We start from the raw sequence: 18,453 nt of genomic DNA on the forward strand, positions 1-18,453 counted from the left end.
TTTCAGAACCACAACAAGCCGCGTTCGAGCGGCGCTTTCAGCGCAGTGCCGAACAGGACATAGGCGAACAGTGTCAGCAGCACCGCATAGGTCGCGGCTGCCCACAGGCGTCTGCGTTCGACGATCACCAGCAGTGAGAACACCAGCAGCGTCATGGTGATGATGAAGCCAAGCGTGGTGTAGAGCACGGTGGCGATGCCGCTGATCAGGATAATCAGCGCGGCATGCGGCCAGTCGCTCCACGGAATCTCGGACAGTTTTTCGCCGCGCTGACCGTTGATGGCGATGCCGGCCGCAAGGGCGATCATCAGTCCGGCCATCAGCTTCGGCAGCATGCCGGCGCCAGGCGCGCTGAGGCGGCCGAAGGGCAGGTCCCAGCCGATGATGAAGACGAGAATGCCGAGAAGGATGAAGGCTCCCCCGGCCACCTGATCGGCGCGAATGTTCATGTGACGCCCACCGTGCATCATTGCATAACGGTGATCCGGCCGGACTCACCATCGTCCGCTCATTCCCGCGAAAGCGGGAATCCAGTGTGTCAGGTCTGGGTCCGCGCTTTCGCGGGGACGAGCGGAGCAGGAAGCGTCGGCCGGATCACCGGCTCACCCCTCAACCTTGCCGATGGACTGCACGGCGGCTTCGACGCGCTTGGCGTCCTCGTCCCAGAATTTCGAAAAGTCCGGCTGATCCATGTAGCGGACCGTGTCGCCGACATTGCTGATGGCTGTCGCGAACTTGTCCGACGCCACGGCAGCCTTGGCGGCTTCGCGAATGGACTTCACGACAGCCTCCGGCGTGCCTTTCGGCGCGAACAGCCCGACCCAGAGATAGAACTCGACGTCGAGACCTTGCTCCTTCATCGTCGGCACGTCCGGCAGCGATGCCGCGCGCTTGTCCGAATAGCTGGCGAGCGCCCGCAATTTGCCGCTCTTGATATGCGCATTGGCGGCGGCGATCGACGACGCCAGCACCTGCGAATTGTTGCCGAGAATGGCGGTGAGGGCTGGCCCTCCACCATTGGTCGGCAGATGTCGCATCTTGATGCCGGCGGCGTTCATGAAAAGCTGCGTTGGCAGATGCAGCGCGCCATAAAGACCGGATGACGAGAACACAATCTGGTCGGGACGCTTCTTGGCGTCGTCGATCAGCTCCTTCAGCGTCTTGTACGGGGTCTCCGCATTCACCACGAGCACCATCGGCCCTTCGGTGAAGCGCGCAATCGGAATGAAATCGGCGCGCGTGAATTTGGGCTGGCGTCCGAACAATTTGTCGACTTCGGCAAAGCCCGAGATCGACACAATGTGCAACAGCAATGTGTAGCCGTCCGGCCTTGCATTGGCGGCAAATTGCGCGCCAACGGCGCCAGCCGCTCCCGCCTTGGTTTCGATCACGACCGGCTGCTTGACGATCGGCTCCAGCACCGCCGCGAATGGCCGGCCGACAACATCGGCCGCGCCGCCGGGCGGAAACGGATTGATCAAGGTGATTGGACGCGATGGATAAGTGTCTTGCGCAAACGACGGCAGCGTCGCCGTCGTCAGCGTCGTAAGGGCCGCGGTCGAGCCCGCGACGAATTGACGTCGATCCATGAGCTTCTCCCTAGAGGCGCCCGGCATTCGAGTGCCGGATATTTTCTCCGTTCATTTCTCCGAACGAAGTGAGAGAAGCCTAGCTGCTGGATTTGGCGTGGTCGAGCCTCAATCGGAAATCAATCCAGGATCGCGACAGCGCGCGTCCAGCCGGCAGAGCCGCCGCGCACCTTCACCGGGAAGCAGGAAATCGAGAAACCGGTCGCAGGAAGGGCTTCGAGATTGTGCAGTTTCTCAATGTGACAATAACCGATGTCGCGCCCGGCCTTGTGACCTTCCCAGATCAGACGCGCATTGCCCGTGGCAGCGTATTTCTCTTTGGTGTGCACGAAAGGCGCGTCCCAGCTCCAGCCATCGGTGCCGGTCACGCGCACACCGCGCTCAAGGAGATACAGTGTCGCTTCGCGTCCCATGCCGCAGCCTTTCGACACATAATCGGGCTGGCCATAGGCTGTGCCGGCAGATGTGTTCACGACCACGATTTCAAATGGTGAAAGCGCGTGACCGATGCGGTTCAATTCGGCTTCGACATCATTGGCGGTGGCGACATAGCCATCCGGGAAATGGCGGAAGTCCAGCTTCACGCCGGGATTGAAGCACCATTCGAGCGGCACTTCGTCGATGGTGATGGCGCGCTTGCCGCCATCCATGGTCGAGGCGAAATGCCAGGGTGCATCGAGATGGGTGGTGCAATGTGTGGAGAGCCGCACCCATTCGATCGCCCAGCCCTCGGAATCGGGCAGGTCGCTTTCTTTCAGGCCGGGAAAGAATTTGCAGATGTCGGACGCCGTGTTCTTGTGCGTCTGGTATTCGATCGACGGACCATAGCCGGGCGGATCGGCGGGCACATCGTTTTCGAGCGGAACGGAAATGTCGATCATCTTGCGGGGCATTGCATTCTCTCTCCGTCATGCCCGGGCTTAAGCCGTCAAGACGGCGTCTTAATGCCTTGTGTCTCGGGCATCCATGTCTTTAAGAATGCATCATTGTAGCCCGCATGGAGTGAAACGGAATGCGGGACAGTCATGCGATCGTCGTCGAAGGCCCGGATTTCGCTTCACTCCATCCGGGCTGCGAAACGGTGATACTGGAGGAAAAAATGCCCGCCTATTGGATCGCGCGTTCGAAGATCAACGATCCGGTCGAATACAAGAAGTATACGGATCAGGTTCCCGGCATCATCGCCAAATACGGCGGCAAGGTGCTGGCGCGCGGCGGCAAGTTTCAGATCATGGAAGGACCGGACAAGTTTCACCGCTTCGTGGTGATCGAGTTTCCGACCTTCGAGCAGGGCGTCGCCTGCTTCACGTCGAAGGAATATGACGATGCTGCCGCCTTCCGCCGCAACGGTGCGGGCGAAGTCGAGACCATCATGCTCGAGGCGGGCGAATTTACGAAGTAGACCACGCGAAACACACAACGTAGTCGCCCCCGCGAAAGCGGGGCCATATTTCAGAGCGATGGTTATGGGTCCCCGCTTTCGCGGGGACGACCGCCGCTAAACACCCAGATAGAACTTCCGGATCAGGTCGTTGTTATTGAGCTCATCGGCGGACTTGCCGCTGAAGGCGATCTTGCCGTGCACGATCACATAGCCGGAATCGGCAATGCGGATCGCCTGCGTGAAGTTCTGCTCGGCCATCAGCACCGTGAGCTGATATTGATCCTTCAATTCGCGGATCGTGTCGATGGTGCGGCTGACCAGCACCGGCGCAAGTCCGACCGACGGCTCATCGACCAGAAGGATCTTCGGCGCCAGCATCAGCGCGCGGCCGAGCGCCAGCATCTGCTGCTCGCCGCCGCTCATCGAACCGGCGAGCTGGTTCTTGCGCTCGGCAAGGCGCGGAAAGGCGGTGAGGCAGAAATCGAGATTCTTCTTCAGGTCCTGCCGCGCCTTCTTGCGGAAAGCGCCGAGCAGGAGATTTTCTTCCACGGTCAGACGCGGAAACAGACGCCGGCCTTCCGGCACGAGGGCAATGCCGAGATCGACGATATCCTCGGTGCTCATGCCGACGAGATTGTGCTTCACGCCGTCGATTTCGGCGATGATCGAGCCTTCGCTCGGCCGGCAAAGGCCCATCAGGCATTTGATCAAAGTCGACTTGCCGTTGCCGTTGGTGCCGAGCAGCACGACGGTCTTGCCGGAATCGATATCGAGCGAGACGTCGTGAATGACACGCACGGCGCCATAGCCGGCATGGATGTTCTTGATGGTGAGGCTATTGGCCAAGATACGCCCTCTCCACCTCGGGATTGCTCAGCACGTCCTGCGGGTCGCCGTCGGCGATCTTCTTGCCGCTGACAAGCACGGCAAGCCGCTGCGAGAAGCTCTTCACCGCGGTCATGATGTGTTCGATGAGGATAATGGTGATGCCGCGTTCGTTGAGCCGGATCAGCAGCGCGACGATGTCTTTGACTTCGGATTCGGACAGGCCCGCCATGGCCTCGTCGGCGATGAGCAGCTTCGGCTCCGCCGCCATGGCGCGGGCCAGTTCGAGCTTGCGCATCTCGACCTGGGTCAGGTCCTTCGGCAGTCTGTTCGCCTTGTGCTTCAACGACACGAGATCGAGAACTTCGTGGCAGCGATCGTCCAGCTCGGATTTCGTGTGCGCGATATCGCGCCGCAGCCGCACCGTATAAAGCAGCGGCACCCGGATATTTTCCGCGACGGTGAGCGTGTGGAACGGCCGCGGCAACTGGAACGATCGCGCAATGCCCAGATGCGTGCGCTGATGCGGCGCGAGGCCGTTCATCGGCTTGCCGTCGAAAGTGACGGTGCCGGTCTCGTTCTGCAGCGTGCCAGACATGCAATTGACCAGCGTCGACTTGCCGGAGCCGTTCGGTCCGATCAGGCCGAGGCGTTCGCCCGGCGCAATCTCGAGATTGACGTTGTCGAGCGCGACGAAGCCGCCGAACCGCTTGCCGACATTTTCAATTTTGAGAAGGGGGGCGGTCATGACGGTTTCACCACGGCGCCGCGCGCTTCATCGGCTTCCGGCTTCTTGCGGCGGAAGAAATCGTTGAACAGGCCGATCAGTCCATTCGGCGCGATGATGACGAAGAACACCAGCAAGAGGCCCACGATGAGCAGGCTGACCGCCGACGAGATCGTCACGGTCGCCAGTTGCTGCAGCGTGCCGAGCAGCACGGCACCGACCAGCGGGCCGACCCAGCTTGTCGTGCCGCCGATCATCGGCATGGCGATGGCGTTGACGGCATAGGCAAGCCCGAAGGCCGAGGATGGTTCCAGATAGCCGATGTAATAGGGGAAAGGCGCGCCGGCCATGCCCATGAAGGCGCCGCTGAGTGTCGTTGCCACCAGCTTCAGCCGCAACGTCGGCACGCCGCAGGCTTCGGCGGCCATTTCGTCGTCGCGAATGGTGGCAAAGCCATAGCCGAGCCGCGACCGTTCGATCGCCCGCGCCGTCGTCAGCGCAACCACGACGAGGATCAGCATCACCAGGAACAGGTATTCGATGTAGTTGATATTGAGCCATGCAGTGGTGGCCGGGCGGATCACATAGGCGCCGCGCGAACCGCCGACGAAATCCCAGTTCACGATCAGCGTTTGCAGCACGACCGCAAGCGCCAGTGTGGCGATGGCAAAGAATACACCGCGCAGCCGCAGCGTCAGATATCCGGTGCCAAGCCCGACCAGGCCGGCGACAACGCCACCGAGGATGATCAGCACCGGCATCGAGGGCGGCGTGATCGCGGTGACGATTTCAGCAAGACCTTCCGGCAGATGGCGGTTGGCGAAAGCCGGCAGCTTGGTCATCACCACGGTGGTGTAGGCGCCCATGGCGAAGAAGGCGGCGGAACCGAAATTCACATAGCCGCAATAGCCGCCAAGAATGTTCCAGGCGGTCGCCATCACGATGAATTGCAGCACCACGTAGCCCGCGAAGAACAAATAGTCGTTCTGGTACAGTCTCGCTGCGAAGAAACCCGCGAGGGCGATAGCGAGTGAGATCAGGAAAAATTGCCAGGTGCGCATTATCGTCCCAGAAGTCCGGCCGGCCGCACGGCCAGCGTGATCAGGAGGAAGCCGAACGCAACCGCCGGCGCCCATGACGGGCCATAGAAGGTCGAGGTGATGCTTTCGACGATGCCAAGCAGCATGGCGGCGATGATCATGCCGGGAATGCTGCCCATGCCGCCGAGCACGCAGATTGCGAACACGCGGCCGATATATTCGCGTCCGACCGACGGTTCGACCGGCTGGATGATGATCAGCAGCGCGCCGGCGATGGCGGCGGTGGCGATCGAGATCGCAAAGGCGATGCGCTTGATGCGGATCGGATCGGCGGCCATCAGCGACAGCGCCAGTTGATCCTGCGCCACTGCCATGATCGCGCGGCCGGTAAAGGTTTTCGACAGAAACCACTGCAAGCCGGCCAGCAGCACCATCGAGATGATGAACGGCACCACCATGCGCATCGGCAGATCGAAGAAGGCGAAGCGGAGCGTGGTGTCGATATAGCCCGCCTGCACGTAGCGATAGTCGACGCCGAAGACGAGGATCAGGAGCACTTCGGTGACGAACAGAAGGCCGAAAAAGAAGGCGAGGCCGCGCAGCGCTTCCTGTCCGCGCTTCTCGAACGACAGATAATAGACCTGATAAATCAGCGAGCCGAGATAATAGAACAACGGCAAGACCAGGATGCTGGTCAGGATCGGATCGAGGCCCAGCCGCTGATTGGCGATATAGGCGATATACGAGCCGAGGATAATAAAGGCCGGATGCGCGATATTGACGATATCGAGGATACCGAACGAGATCGAAATGCCGACCGTCACGGCGGCATAGAAACCGCCCAGCAGGATGCCGGCGATCAGCGCATTGATAAACAGCTCGACGGGAAATTCCATTCCGTAGGCCCTGTTAAAAACTCAACAAGAAGGCCCGTTACGCCGGATACGTGACGTCATGATCCTTCCCCGCTCGCGCTTGTTTGATTGTGGCGGCCTGTAAAGGTTCCCGCCCGTGTGCGCTTGGATCGATTATTGCCGCAAGCTGAGAGACTTGGCTAGTCTCTTTGATCCAGCTCAACGATTTTCTGGTGAACGCGCCGGGGCGTGATTGATCGCCCGGCGCGTACCATGATGGGGCCTGCGACAATTGGCTCCCAACTGCTCACCGATAGGGCACAATCACGTCGCCGGATTTGAACGCCGGCGGATAAAGCACGGTGTAGCGGGCCGGATCGCGGAACTGGTCGACGCCGTTCCCCTCGATGCCCTTGTATTGGACCATCAGCATGCGCGGCTGCGTCCATTCGCCGTTCTTGGCGAAGCGGATGTCGCCCACGATGGTAGGGAAGGAATTCTCGTGCATGGTCTTGGCGAGCGCCTTCTGATCGAGCGATTTTGTTTTCTCAACCGCCTGGCCGACGATCTCCATCGCTGCATAGATGAACGGCGGCACATAGAAACCGAGCGGGTCGATGCCCTGTGCGGCCGCCTTGTCTTGATAGCGCTTCAGGAAGTCCTGAATGCCGGGGAAGTTCATCTTCTCGGATGGCACATAGGTTTCGTAGCCCAGCGCGTTGTTCAGCATCGGACCAAGCTGCGCCTTCACGGCTGCGAATTGTGGGCCGGCCGATCCTCCGCCCACCAGCTTGGCTTTGAGGCCGACTTCGTTGATCGCCCGGAACAGCCCAACGCTGTCGATCGGATAGCCGGCAATGAACACAACCTCCGGATTGGCCGACTGGATGGCCCGCGCGATGGGTGCAAAATCCACGCTGGCCGGCGGGTAGGACCGGTCATAGACGATCTTCAGGCCCATTTTTTTGGCGATGTCGCGGGCCGCATCGGTGGAGATCTTGCCGAATTCCGCATCCGCACCGGTGATGGCGACGGTCTTCGGCATCGGATTCATCGCTTTCACGACTTCGAAAAACGCATTCGGGATTGCGTAGCCGGAATCGACGCCGAGCGGCATGATCTGGAAATAACGGTCGTAGTCGAACTGCTTGTTCACGCCGACGCCGAACAAGCTCATCATCGTCATGCCCTTCTGCATGACGACCGGCATGGCCGGTGCGATCAGGTTGGTGCCATAGGGCGACACCACGAGATCGACTTTGTCGAGATCAATCAGCTTGGTGTAGAGGCTCGGCACCGTCGAGGGATTGCTCTGGTCGTCGTAGTGAACGATCTGCACCTTGCGGCCCAGAAGGCCGCCTTTGGCATTCACGTCATCCGCCCACATCTGGATCGCGAGCAGGGCCGCCTTGCCGTTACCGGCGAGTCCACCGGTCAAGGCCATGCTGAGGCCGATCTTGATCGGGTCGGCCGCCATCGCGGAGCCAGCGGTAAACATGGCGGCCAAAAATGCCAGTGCGAATGTCATTTGGCGGAAAAGCACAGTCAATGTGGACATGATGTCCTCCCTCAATCGCCGTGTTGGTCCGGCGTTGTTCAACTGGACAGGCGTTCGGTGATGATGGTGTCGTAAGCCTCTGGGTTGAGAATGTGCGGATAATGTCCGCCCGATGAGAGCGTGCGGATCGCTGCGCCCGGATAGCGGTCGCGGACGGCCTGCCGTGATTGCGGCGGGATGATTGGATCGTCGTCGCAATCGATGACGGTGATGCTCTGGGCGGGGAGCGGCAGCGGCGGACATAGTGTGGCCCGCGCAACACCGACGAAGCGCGCTTTCAGATTGTCCGCGCTCTGGCGCCCCGACAGCATGTCGCGCTGGATGGCTTTCAGTTCGCTGTCCGGCGCCTTTTCTACGCGCTCCAGCCAGAAGGCTTGCAGGTCTGCCGGCGCGGTCTTGGCGATCCAGGCCGGATCGAACAGCGGATTGGAGAACAATTCGTTTGGCGTGATGAAAATGTTGCCGAGAAACAGATGCTCGACGCGTCCAGCGTGGCGCAGCGCGAAGAACTGAGCCCAATAGCCGCCGAAGGATGAGCCGAGCACGCTCGCGCGATCGAGTTGCAGATGGTCCATCAGTCCGGCGAGACCGTCGGCGAGGCGCGTAGGATCGGGCTCAGCCGGATAGCTCACCGAAATGAGACGGTATGTGTCGCCGAGCGCGCGGATCTGCCTGAAGAACATCTCGCAGGTGCCGACCGAGCCGGGCAGCATGATCAGCGCCGGACCCTTCGCGCTCGTATCGACATAAGACCATGCGACGCCCGCAACCGTGGCGGTCGTAAGCGCATTGGTCATATCCCACGGCGTCCTGGCAGGCCTGGCAGCGAGTCCGGCTGATGACATGCTGTTGTCCGCTCTGTGTGCGGTGGACGGCGTTACGTCGTTGCCGGCCAGACGCCGGCGTCTTCGAGTTCCTTCATCGATTCGTCGGTGAATTCTGCGCGCGGCCCGTCGCCGCCAATGACGAACATCAGGATCGATTCCGCGTCCGGATCGCCGTCGGTGATGTTCTCGAATCTCCGTGCGCAGCCGGCCGGGAAGGAGACGACATCGAACGGGCCGGCATCGACATAATCGACTTCGCCCTTTTCGTTGATCCACGAGCAGCGCCATTTGCCGGTCATGGGAATGAAGGTCTCGTTGGTGTCGTGGTTGTGCATCATCGGGCCCTTGCCGGGCTTGGCGCGGCAATAGCCGAGATTGAAGCCCTCCGAGATCTTGATCGCCGCCATGCGCGCGGCGTCGGCGCCGACCGGAGAGGTGACGGCGCCACTTTCGCCCTCGGGCGGCTGGAAGCCGATCACGTTGTAAAGCTTGCGGATGGCGCTCTCATAATTGCTGTCGGGCAGGCCGCCGTCATAGCCCTTCAGATCCTTGAAGAAGGCGACACGCTTCATCATGTCTTCGCGGCGAAGGCCGAACCGGGGCAAGGTTTCCATCATCCATCTCCCTGATGCGCCGATTTTTTCATCGGTATTATTATAATTGAGCATTTGGTCATTATTATTGACCAGATGCTCAATATGTCAAGCTGCGCGGGACACGTTTTCCGCGGGCGATTTTGCTGCTACAGGTTGCATCGCGATCGCGTGAAACGCCGGTCCGCAGATTTCCGATGGCTCGACGATGAAGAAAACCGCGATTGTCCGCACCGGGCGCAAACCGAAGTCCGTGGTGCAAAGCAAAAAGCTGCGCAGCGGCGGCAGCAAGCGCGTGCGGCTCAGCCCGGAAGCGCGCAGCGATCAGATCCTGCGCGGCGCGATTCGCTTCTTCGCCGATCGCGGCTTTCGCGGACAGACGCGCGATCTCGCCAAGCAGCTCGGAATATCGACCGGGTTATTGTTCCGCTATTTCCCGACCAAGGATGCGCTGATTGATCGCATCTACGAGACGCTGTTCGAGGGCCGCTGGAATCCGGAATGGGACGAGATCCTGGGCGACAGATCGCGACCGCTCCTCGATCGCCTCACCGAGTTCTATCGCGATTATGCGAAGATGCTGCACGAATACGAATGGGGCCGCATCTATCTCTATTCAGGTCTGGAAGGGGCGGGCATCGCCCAGCGCTTTGCGCGCCTCGCCACCGATCGCGCTTATGCGCGTGTGGTCGGCGAACTGCGTCACGAATACGGACGCCCGGACTTGGCGGCGTTGCCGATGAGCGAGCCGGAAATCGAATTGATGTGGGCGCTGCACGGCAGCATTTTCTACATCGGCATGCGCAAGTGGGTCTACAATGTCGGCGGCCCGAGCGATGTCCCCGGCACGGTGACGCAGATCGTCGAGCGCTTTCACGTCAACGCGCGCGATCTGATGCTGCAATTGGCGGCGCAGGATCGTGAAACAATCGAGGCACAGACGAAAAAGCCGCCGGCGAAGCGGCGGCTTTCTGTATCCTGAAAGGGCGGCTGCGTTTACGCCGCCACCTTGCGCATATGCTCCGGCAGCGCCATCGGCTTGTTGGCCGAATTCAGGAACTCGATGGTCATGAACACCATCTCCTGGTCCCCGAGATTTTCCAGATCGTGCACCTTGAACTCGCCGGCGCCATAGACCTCGTGCCGCGTCTCGCCCGGCTGATAGGTATATTCGACCGTCGTGCCGTCATGCACGTGCTGGCGCCCGCGGCCGCCGGATACCGAGGTCCAGAAATAATCGAGCACATGGCGGTGGAAACCAATGCGTTCGCCGGGCTGCAGGCGGATTTCCCACACCCGCACTCTTTCATTCTCTGAAAGAAGACGGGAACCGACACAGGGATTGGGATTGTCGCGCTCGCGTTCGAATTCCCTGGCGATATCCTCCGGCCAGGCGGAGTGGTCGGTCTTGAGCGCCGCTTTTTCCATCATGGACAATGCCATCGCGGTTCCTCCTCTATATTGTGTCAGCAAATATAACAGGTTTGAGGATATCGCCAATGCCAACGGCCGAACCGAAAAAAGGAGAGCAGCGCCGCGCCATTGTCATAGGTGGCTCGATGAGCGGGCTGTTTGCCGGGCTGATGTTGCGGTCCGCGGGCTGGCAGGTCGATATTTACGAAAAGGTGGAAGGCGAATTGTCGGGCCGCGGCGCCGGCATCGTGGCGCAGCCGGAAATCCTTGCGGCTTTGGATGCGCTTGGTCTCGAGACGCGCGATCTCGGTGTTGCGGTTGAGAAGCGCCGGCTGTTCGATGCATCCGGCCGCATGGTGCTGGAAACCGATTGCCGGCAGGTGATGACAGCCTGGGAGCGCGTGTATCGCATTCTGCGCGATGGATTTCCCGCCGCGCATTATCATCAGGGGCAATCGCTGCGTGCGATCGAGCAATTCCCGGATAAGGTTGCAGCCATCTTTGCAAATGGTGAAACGGTCACCGCCGATATTTTGATCGGCGCCGATGGCATCCGTTCGACCGTGCGCGGCCTGTGTGCATCGGATGCGCAGCCGCTTTACGCCGGCTATGTGGCGTGGCGCGCACTGATTGCGGAAAGCGCGATGCCGCGCGACATCCATCGCGATATCTTTCCGGTGATGGCCTTCTGCCTGCCGCCGGGCGAGCAGATGCTCGGCTATCCTGTTGCCGGTGCCGACAACGATCTGCGGCCGGGCCATCTGCGCTACAATATGATCTGGTACCGGCCGGCGGATGAAGAGACCGAACTCGTCTCGCTGCTCACCGACGAGAATGGCGTTGCGCATTCCATGTCGATCCCGCCGCCCTTGATCGGCCGTGCCTCGATCGCCGCCATGCGCGCGGCGGCCCATCGCGTGCTGGCGCCGCAATTCGTGAAGGCGGTGGACGTCGTCGATCAGCCCTTGTTGCAGCCGATCTTCGATCTGGAATCGACGCGCATCGCCTTCGGCAGGATTGCCATCATCGGCGATGCCGCTTTCGTGGCGCGGCCGCATGTCGGCGGCGGTGTCGCCAAGGCGGCTGGCGATGCCGATGCCTTGACTATTGCGCTGCAAGAAAATTCGGATGTGTCCTCGGCTTTATTGCAATTCGAATCGGCGCGGCTGCCGGTCGGGCGGCAGATGATTGAGCGCGCGCGTCACCTCGGCGCTTATCTGCAGGCGCAACGGACGTCGGAGGAGGCGGCGCATTCGGCGAGGCATTCCATTCCGGAAGCGGTGCTGGCGGAAACGGCGACGCTGGATTTTCTCTATGCATAGCAGCCCAGCATCGACAGGGTGAGGGAGCCTCGCGCCGCGAAAAGCGCCTGAAATGGTGGTCTCATGCGTATGGTGAATCGATCCTTGCCAGGATCGCTGGCATTTTCGCGGTCGATCATAGAATTGAGTAACCGGTCGGACTCTAAGCCGCTCGTGGCGACGCTGAGCGAGCGGGCCGATGAACAGGCGTTTTCCATTTGATATTGCACGACAGGAGTTTGGTCGTGCCAGCCGCGGCAATGTTGCGGTCATCTTCGCCTTGGCAGCTTTGCCGCTACTCGTCGGTGTCGGGGTTGCGATTGACTATGCGAAGAGCGCCAATGTCCGCACGCATTTGCAATCGACACTGGATGCGGCGGTGTTGGCCGGGGCACGAGAATCCAGTCCCTCGGCACAGATCGCCAAAGCGCAATCGTTCTTTGATGCTCAACGGCCGGAACAGTTCTCAGCCAAGACGAGCGCGAGCTTTTCTGTCGCCGATCATGTGTTGAATGGAACCGCGCAGGCCGAGGTGCCGACATCGATCATGGCTATGTTTGGCCGTGAGACGCTCGATGTCTCGGCCAAGGCCGCGGCAGCATCTTCCAGCGGCGGCAAGGTTTGCATTTTGTTGGTCGATCAGTCGCGTTCGCAGACCCTTCTCGCCAACTCCGGTGCGAAGCTGATTGCGCCTGATTGCGAAATTCACGTCCGTACAAACGTATCGCCTGGCGCCATTATCAATGCCGGTGTCAACTTGGACGTGAAACGCACCTGCGTGAAGGCCAGCACGGTCATCAACAACGGAGGCAGCGTCGGCAATCTGGAGAAGAGCTGCGACGCGATCAGCGATCCCTACGCCGGCAAGATGCCGAGCGTGTCGATCCCCGGCGCTTCCTGCAAAAGTGAAAACTACAATCCCGATGTGTCCACCGTGGTTTTGCCGGCAGGCAACTATTGCAATGTCAATTTCAGCAACCAGACGAGCGTCACACTGAATCCGGGCATGTATGGCGGCATGAACTTCAACCAGGCCAGGACGGTGAAGCTCAATCCCGGGCTCTATATCGTCAAGGGCGGAAACTGGAATGTGAATTCCGGTATGACTTTCACCGGGACCGGCGTCACCATCTATTATGCCGACAACAGCATCATACAATTCAATGGCAACGTGAATGTGCAGCTCAGCGCGCCGACATCAGGCAGTTATGACGATATCCTTTTCTACGAGGCACCGGGCCTCTCGCAGAGCAACTGGGTCATCAATGGCACCAGCAGCTCGACACTGAGGGGACTGATCTATCTGCCGAGCAAGGCCGTCACCATCAATTCGGTGTCGAATGTGTCGGCCGACAAAGCGACGATGGTGTTTGCCAGCCTGATCCTGAACAACACGAACTGGACGATCACACCCGGCAACAAGGCGATGGCCTCGTCGTCGGGCGGGGCGGTCCGGCTGCTGTATTGAGAACGTGCCACTCTTTCCGGTCGTCCCCGCGAAAGCGGGGACCTCGTGTAATGGCAAGTGTGGGTTCCCGCTGCGCGGGAACGAACGGAGTTTGCCGCTAGCGCTTCTTTCCTTTCCCCTTGCCCTTCTTCCTTTTCACGCCGGCCATTTTTTCCAGCACGCCGCAGACGGCGCCGGTGTCCTGCTCGGCATAGCCAGTCGAGAGGGTCGAGGCGTAGATCGGCAGTGTCGCGCTGAACAGCGGTGTCGGCACGCCGAGCTTGTTGGCGTATTCGCCGATCACGCTCATGTCCTTTTGCCAGACATAGTTCTTCATCGTCGCTTCCGAATAATCGCCCTTGGCCATCATCGGCCCGCGGATTTCCAGCATGCGCGAATTGCCGGCGCCGACGCTGGCGAATTTCAGGATCTGCTCCGGATCGAGTCCGGCTTTCATGCCGAGCACCATGGCTTCGGCGGCGGCGACGTTATGAATCGCGACCAGGAGGTTCGCGACATATTTCATCTTGCTGCCATTGCCGAACGCGCCGAGGTCGTAGGTCTGGCGCGAGAAGCCGTTGAAGATCGGTTGCACCTTCTTGATCGCCTTGGTATCGCCGCTGGCATAGACGACGAGATCCTTCACCGCCGCCTGTGCGCCGGTGCCGCTCATCGGGCAATCCAGCGTCGTGTGGCCGGCCTTGCGCAGAGCCTTCTCGGCCGCAAGCTTGTCGTCCAGCGTAAAGGTCGAGGCCTCGACAATGATGCGCGAGGGGGCTTTGGCATCGACGATGTCCTGTACCACAGCGTGCAGCGCCTTTGCGCTCGGCAAACTGGTGATGACCACAGGAGCATCCGCCAGCAGCTCTTTCACATCGTGATAGATATCGACGCCGGCTTTCTTCATCGCCTTTTGCCGGGCTGGATCGGTATCGATGCCGAGGACGGTCCAGCCGTCGGCCACGAGGTTGCGCGCAAATGCGCCGCCCATGATACCGAGGCCGATGATTCCGACCTTGCCCTTGATCCCGACCTTGCCTTTGGATTTCTTCGCCACGATGCTTCTCCGTTCTATGCCCGACTTGATGATGCTCAGCTTGGCCGCGGGGCTTCGTTATTATATGGCTTTGCTTGCGGGCAATAGTCCCGTTCTGAGATGGGGGAATTGAATGCGGCCGCGCGTCTATGTCACTCAGCCGATCGCCGAAAGCGCCTTGCTGCGGCTGCGAGAAGTTGCCGACGTCGAGATCAATCATGACTCCAGCCGCATCATTTCCAGATCCAAGCTGATCGAGGCGGCGAAAAGCAGCGATATCATTCTGGCGCTGTTGCACGATACCATCGACCGCGATGTACTGGCCGCCAATCCCGATCTCAAGGCGATCGCCTCGATGACCATCACGCCGGATCGCATCGATGTGGCGGAGGCGACCAAACGCAAGATCATGGTTACCAATATTCCGGCGGTGGTGACCGACGCCACCGCCGATATGGCTTTCGGCCTGTTGCTCGCGGTGGCGCGGCGGATTGCCGAGGGCGATCGCGTCGTCCGCTCCGGTGTGTTTCCCGGCTCGCAATCCAATCATCTCGCCGGCACCGGCGTGACCAGCAAGACGCTGGGGCTGGTCGGTTTCGGCCGCATCGGCCAGGCGATGGCGCGGCGTGCGCGCGGTTTCGACATGCGGGTGATCTATGCCGACCCGCGCGGCTTTGCCGATCCGGAGATTCAGGCGCTCGGCACGCAGGTCAGTCTGGAGGAAGTGCTGGGGCAGGCGGATTTCATCTCGCTGCATCCGCAACTCACCGACGAGACCCGTCACATGATCAGCACGCGGCAATTCGCGCTGATGAAGCGCAGCGCGTTCCTGATCAACACCTCGCGCGGTCCGATCATCGATGACGAGGCATTGATCAAGGCTTTGACGGAAGGCCGCATCGCCGGCGCCGGGCTCGATGTCTATACCAACGAACCGAAAATCGAGCGCGCATTGCTGACCATGGATAACGTCGTGCTGACGCCGCATCTCGGCAGCGCGGTGCGTGAACTGCGCGAGAACATGGCGCATATCGTGGTCGACAATATCGCAGCGATTGCCGAAGGCCGCGTGCCGCCGAACATCATCAATAAAGAGGTGGTGGAGGCGGCGGCGTAACCCGCCGGATCAGTATTCGATCCCGTCCTTGTCGCCCGAGCGCGGATGTTTCCGGCGCTGCTCATGTGCTTTGCCGGCATGCTTTCCGAGCGTCCAGCCCACAGCCTTGAGATTGTCTTGCGCCCAATCGACCGACTCCTGGTCTGTAACCGTGGCGATCGCGTTATTCCAGCGGTTGAACCAGCCAGCCAGGCTGATGACCGCGAGCATCTCCACGATCTGCCTGTCGGAATAATTTTTTCGGAGAGCCGCGAAATGCATCGGCTCGACCATGCTGGGCACGCTTGCGCCATCGCGCGCGAGGCGTAGCGCCGCCTTCTCGGCCTCGCTGAAAGCCTGAGAATGCTCGAAGGTCCAGATGTCACGGATGCGTTCCGGGTCGACGCCCAGCAGATTCAGCGTATAGGCGCCATGCGCCTGGCAATGCTGACAGCCGCCGGCGATGCTCGCCATCGTGAAGATTTCACCGCGCAACTGTTTCGGCAGGTTGTTCGGCGACACCATGACGAGTTCGGCAAGCTGTTGAAACGCCTTGGCAAGTTCCGGCCACTGGAAGAATTCAAGGTTCTGCCGGTCTTGATATGTGTCGTCAGACATTTTCCGCTTTCGCTCCGCTCATGTCCGTCCGGCAGGCATGAAGCATGCCGTGCTGCCGGCAATGTGTCATTCCGCCGTCCAGCCGCCATCGATCACGAGCGATGACCCCGTCATCAAGGCGGATGCATCGGACGCGAGAAACACGACTGCACCCATCAGATCCTCGACCTGGCCGAGCCGGCCGAGCTTGATCTTGTCCAGCACCGAACGCTTGAACGTCGCGTCCTCGAAGAATGGCCGCGTCATCGGCGTTTCGATGAAGGTCGGCGCCAGCGCATTGACGCGGATGCCATGCGGTCCGAGTTCGATCGCCATGGTCTTGTTGAGCCCTTCGATCGCGGCCTTGCTGGCGCAATAGACGCTGCGCCGCGCGCCGCCGACATGGCCCATCTGCGATGACATGTGGATGATCGAGCCTTGCGTTTTCGTCTCGATCATTTTCCGCGCCACGGCCTGCGCGACAAAAAAGGCCGAGCGCACATTCAGATTCATGACGACATCGAAATCCTCGATCTTCACATCGATGAAGGGCGCAGGACGGTTGGTGCCGGCATTGTTGATCAGGATGTCGAACGCGGTCTCGCGCGCGATGAAACCCCGCACGGCCTCGATGTCGGTCACGTCGAGCGTGGTCGCATGCGCCTTGCCGCCCTTGAAGCGAATATCATTGGCCAGCGTTTCGATCTCGTTTGCCGTGCGCGAGATGAGCGTGACGGCGGCACCGGCATCGGCGAGTGCAACGGCACAGGCGGCGCCGATGCCGCGACCGGCGCCGGTCACCAGCGCACGTTTGCCATCGAGGCGGAAGGAGGGGGTGGTGGGGAGAGACGCGTTCATTCACTCCGCTGCCGTCGCATAAGCGATATTTCGGCCGCCATAGCGGCGCACGCGGATATTCGCCTGTTCGGCGTGACCCAAAAATCCCTCCAGCACGCAGAGCCGCGAGCAATATTCACCGATCATCGCACTCGCTTCATCGGTCAGCACCTTCTGGTAGGTGCAGGTCTTGATGAACTTGCCGACCCACAGGCCGCCGGTGAAGCGCGCATTCTTCTTGGTCGGCAAGGTGTGATTGGTGCCGATCACCTTGTCGCCATAGGCGACATTGGTGCGCGGGCCCAGGAACAGCGCGCCGTAATTGGTCATATGCTTGAGGAAATAATCCGGGTCGCGCGTCATCACCTGCACATGCTCGGAGGCAACGCGGTCGGCTTCCGACACCATCTCGTCGACGGAGTCACAAACGATCACCTCGCCGTAGTCCTTCCAGGCCTGTCCCGCCGCGTCGGCGGTCGGCAGAATGGTGAGCAGGCGCTCGACTTCTGCAATCGTGTCCTTCGCCAGTTTCTCGGAATTGGTGATCAGCACCGCCGGAGAGGTGGGGCCGTGTTCCGCCTGGCCGAGCAGGTCGGTCGCGCAGATTTCCGCATCAACGCTGTCGTCGGCGATGATCAGCGTTTCGGTCGGGCCGGCGAGGAGATCGATGCCGATGCGGCCGAACAATTGCCGCTTGGCTTCGGCGACATAGGCGTTGCCGGGGCCGACGATCATATCCACGGGCTTGATCGTGTCGGTGCCGAGCGACATCGCCGCAACAGCCTGCACGCCGCCCAGCACATAGATTTCGTCGGCGCCGCCGAAATGCATCGCCGCAACGATCGCCGGATGCGGTCCGCCATGATGCGGCGGCGCGCAGGCGATGATGCGCTTCACGCCGGCGACGCGCGCGGTGACGATCGACATATGCGCCGAGGCCACCATCGGATAGCGGCCGCCCGGCACGTAGCAGCCGACCGCATTCACCGGGATGTGGCGATGGCCGAGAATGACGCCGGGCAGGGTCTCGACTTCGAGATCCTGCATCGTGTCGCGCTGCTTCTGCGCGAAGTTGCGGACCTGCGCCTGCGCGAATTTGATGTCCTCGAGATCGCGTTTCGACACTTGCGAGATCGCACGCTCGATCTCCTGGTCGTTCAGCCGGAAATTCGCCGGCTCCCAATTGTCGAATTTTTTCGACAGGTTGCGGATGGCGGCATCGCCGCGGGCTTTCACATCGGCCAGAATGGCTTCGACGGTCGCTCGCACCTTCGCGTCGGCGGCTTCGACGGCATCGGCGGACAGACCGCGTTTGAGGAAGCGTGCCAT

20 protein-coding genes are annotated in these 18,453 nt (G+C 60.8%); 5 read left to right on the top strand and 15 right to left on the bottom strand.

All coding sequences use genetic code 11. The annotated features are described in order from the left end of the window. Positions 1–2 precede the first annotated feature (2 nt). The 3 genes from CAK95_RS16095 to CAK95_RS16105 form a co-directional block, all read right to left on the bottom strand. Positions 3–449: a tripartite tricarboxylate transporter TctB family protein gene (locus CAK95_RS16095; protein ID WP_157699648.1), complete on the bottom strand. Its 447-nt coding sequence runs from the start codon at positions 447–449 to the stop codon at positions 3–5. A gap of 153 nt (positions 450–602) precedes the next feature. Further along, complete coding sequence (locus tag CAK95_RS16100) at positions 603–1,589, bottom strand: Bug family tripartite tricarboxylate transporter substrate binding protein (protein ID WP_157699649.1); 987 nt, start codon at positions 1,587–1,589, stop codon at positions 603–605. Between the two features lie 119 nt (positions 1,590–1,708). Continuing rightward, the gene (locus CAK95_RS16105; protein WP_086088827.1) at positions 1,709–2,482 is read right to left on the bottom strand and encodes a cyclase family protein; all 774 of its coding nucleotides are present in this window, start codon (positions 2,480–2,482) and stop codon (positions 1,709–1,711) included. Between the two features lie 119 nt (positions 2,483–2,601). Here CAK95_RS16105 and CAK95_RS16110 point away from each other — a divergent pair, with 119 nt between their 5' ends. Further along, the gene (locus tag CAK95_RS16110) at positions 2,602–2,991 is read left to right on the top strand and encodes a DUF1330 domain-containing protein (protein WP_198343726.1); all 390 of its coding nucleotides are present in this window, start codon (positions 2,602–2,604) and stop codon (positions 2,989–2,991) included. A 96-nt stretch (positions 2,992–3,087) separates the two neighbouring features. On the opposite strand, the gene CAK95_RS16115 is transcribed toward CAK95_RS16110, so the two are convergent. The 7 genes from CAK95_RS16115 to CAK95_RS16145 form a co-directional block, all read right to left on the bottom strand. Beyond that, entirely contained in the window at positions 3,088–3,819 is a 732-nt protein-coding gene (locus CAK95_RS16115) for an ABC transporter ATP-binding protein (RefSeq protein WP_086088828.1), read from the bottom strand. After that, entirely contained in the window at positions 3,809–4,546 is a 738-nt protein-coding gene (locus CAK95_RS16120; RefSeq protein ID WP_086088829.1) for an ABC transporter ATP-binding protein, read from the bottom strand. Before CAK95_RS16120 ends, CAK95_RS16115 begins: the two co-directional genes overlap by 11 nt. Next, positions 4,543–5,586: a branched-chain amino acid ABC transporter permease gene (locus CAK95_RS16125; protein ID WP_086088830.1), complete on the bottom strand. Its 1,044-nt coding sequence runs from the start codon at positions 5,584–5,586 to the stop codon at positions 4,543–4,545. Before CAK95_RS16125 ends, CAK95_RS16120 begins: the two co-directional genes overlap by 4 nt. Continuing rightward, entirely contained in the window at positions 5,586–6,461 is an 876-nt protein-coding gene (locus CAK95_RS16130; RefSeq protein ID WP_086088831.1) for a branched-chain amino acid ABC transporter permease, read from the bottom strand. The genes CAK95_RS16125 and CAK95_RS16130 overlap by 1 nt, the downstream gene beginning before the upstream one ends. Positions 6,462–6,726: 265 nt before the next feature. After that, positions 6,727–7,977 (bottom strand): amino acid ABC transporter substrate-binding protein, encoded by a 1,251-nt coding sequence (locus CAK95_RS16135; RefSeq protein ID WP_198343727.1) that lies wholly within the window; start codon positions 7,975–7,977, stop codon positions 6,727–6,729. Positions 7,978–8,015: 38 nt separating this feature from the next. Next, on the bottom strand, positions 8,016–8,822 hold the full coding sequence (locus CAK95_RS16140; protein WP_086088832.1) for an alpha/beta fold hydrolase: 807 nt from the start codon (positions 8,820–8,822) through the stop codon (positions 8,016–8,018). A gap of 32 nt (positions 8,823–8,854) precedes the next feature. Next, positions 8,855–9,418 carry a cupin domain-containing protein gene (locus CAK95_RS16145; RefSeq protein ID WP_086091458.1) on the bottom strand — a complete coding sequence of 188 codons (564 nt, stop codon included), beginning with the start codon at positions 9,416–9,418 and terminating at the stop codon, positions 8,855–8,857. A gap of 187 nt (positions 9,419–9,605) precedes the next feature. Here CAK95_RS16145 and CAK95_RS16150 point away from each other — a divergent pair, with 187 nt between their 5' ends. Continuing rightward, entirely contained in the window at positions 9,606–10,379 is a 774-nt protein-coding gene (locus tag CAK95_RS16150) for a TetR/AcrR family transcriptional regulator (protein WP_086088833.1), read from the top strand. 14 nt (positions 10,380–10,393) lie between these two features. Here the strand turns inward: CAK95_RS16150 and CAK95_RS16155 are convergent, their stop codons facing one another. Then, a complete protein-coding gene (locus tag CAK95_RS16155; RefSeq protein ID WP_245303426.1) occupies positions 10,394–10,840 on the bottom strand; it encodes a cupin domain-containing protein in 447 nt (148 codons plus the stop codon). A 56-nt stretch (positions 10,841–10,896) separates the two neighbouring features. Here CAK95_RS16155 and CAK95_RS16160 point away from each other — a divergent pair, with 56 nt between their 5' ends. Continuing rightward, entirely contained in the window at positions 10,897–12,132 is a 1,236-nt protein-coding gene (locus CAK95_RS16160) for an FAD binding domain-containing protein (RefSeq protein ID WP_086088834.1), read from the top strand. 178 nt (positions 12,133–12,310) lie between these two features. Next, positions 12,311–13,579 carry a TadE/TadG family type IV pilus assembly protein gene (locus CAK95_RS16165; protein WP_086088835.1) on the top strand — a complete coding sequence of 423 codons (1,269 nt, stop codon included), beginning with the start codon at positions 12,311–12,313 and terminating at the stop codon, positions 13,577–13,579. 97 nt (positions 13,580–13,676) lie between these two features. Here the strand turns inward: CAK95_RS16165 and CAK95_RS16170 are convergent, their stop codons facing one another. Continuing rightward, positions 13,677–14,615 (bottom strand): NAD(P)-dependent oxidoreductase, encoded by a 939-nt coding sequence (locus CAK95_RS16170; protein ID WP_086088836.1) that lies wholly within the window; start codon positions 14,613–14,615, stop codon positions 13,677–13,679. Between the two features lie 112 nt (positions 14,616–14,727). Here CAK95_RS16170 and CAK95_RS16175 point away from each other — a divergent pair, with 112 nt between their 5' ends. Next, on the top strand, positions 14,728–15,711 hold the full coding sequence (locus tag CAK95_RS16175) for a 2-hydroxyacid dehydrogenase (RefSeq protein WP_086088837.1): 984 nt from the start codon (positions 14,728–14,730) through the stop codon (positions 15,709–15,711). 9 nt (positions 15,712–15,720) lie between these two features. Here the strand turns inward: CAK95_RS16175 and CAK95_RS16180 are convergent, their stop codons facing one another. From CAK95_RS16180 to hisD, 3 genes are all read right to left on the bottom strand, one after another. Further along, on the bottom strand, positions 15,721–16,308 hold the full coding sequence (locus CAK95_RS16180) for a carboxymuconolactone decarboxylase family protein (protein ID WP_086088838.1): 588 nt from the start codon (positions 16,306–16,308) through the stop codon (positions 15,721–15,723). Between the two features lie 66 nt (positions 16,309–16,374). Beyond that, positions 16,375–17,145, bottom strand: coding sequence for an SDR family NAD(P)-dependent oxidoreductase (locus tag CAK95_RS16185; protein WP_086088839.1), 771 nt, complete (start codon positions 17,143–17,145; stop codon positions 16,375–16,377). Further along, positions 17,146–18,453 (bottom strand): histidinol dehydrogenase, encoded by a 1,308-nt coding sequence (gene hisD / locus CAK95_RS16190; RefSeq protein WP_086088840.1) that lies wholly within the window; start codon positions 18,451–18,453, stop codon positions 17,146–17,148.

This window comes from Pseudorhodoplanes sinuspersici (genome assembly GCF_002119765.1).
Lineage (GTDB): Bacteria > Pseudomonadota > Alphaproteobacteria > Rhizobiales > Xanthobacteraceae > Pseudorhodoplanes > Pseudorhodoplanes sinuspersici.